Annotated in this window: 1 protein-coding gene; it reads right to left on the bottom strand. The window is 33.8% G+C overall.

The features are described 5' to 3' along the window. Positions 1-172: 172 nt before the first annotated feature. A partial coding sequence (locus ACY2RU_RS17700; protein WP_490139813.1) for a hypothetical protein occupies positions 173-776 on the bottom strand: 604 nt, incomplete at its 5' end.

Raw genomic sequence — 776 nt, 5'->3', positions numbered from 1 at the left:
AACGTGTTTGTATAATGCCAGTGGCGGTTCTTGGCTCGCTGTGGCTCAACCAAATTTGCGGAGCAAATGTTGGCAGCGGCGTCGACGCGTGCGACTCGGAAGCCAAAGCGAAGCCGTTTGCGAGTTTATTCGGTTTATCTAAAATAGTCTTTTTGTGGGAAAATCAATTAGATTAACCAACAAAGCCATTGGCTTTATACGGTGTTGTGCCCAGTTTTTCTACTTTTTCAATTAGTTTGTCGATTCGTTCATTTCTGCACCATGCTGTTCGGTCAAAATTAATTTCATGAACAGTTTTGTTATTATTCAAAATTTGTAAAACTCTTTGTTTTCCGAAAAGTGCATCTTTTGAATTACATAGTTTATATACAATATTTTTGTATTCATAGGAATTATCTTTTTCGTGATTATTAGCCAAATTAGTTGTTTTAATATTTAACTTATGATCAAAGTCGTTAAATTCAATTTTAAATACTTCTCCTAATTTGTACTTTTTTATTGTTCGATAAATAAACCAAGATAGAATTACGACAGAAATTAAGACACTAAAAAGAAAAGTGTTTTCGAAGAGAAATTTAGCCACTATATTTACTCTAGTTGGTCTTCCGGTTGAAACTAATAAAGGAATTGCAATCCAGCTTGCCAAGAAGATCACAATAAATAGGACAATATATTTAATTCCGATTGTCAAATAGTTTAAATCTGAGGTAGGTTTTTCTATTTCGTAACTGTCTGTCATAAATTGGGCACAACGTGTTTGTATAATGCCAGTGGCG

It is taken from the genome of Ulvibacter sp. 2305UL32-6, assembly GCF_058148545.1.
Note: the sequence above shows the minus strand (reverse complement) of the source record. Positions and strands in the feature narration are given on the sequence as shown.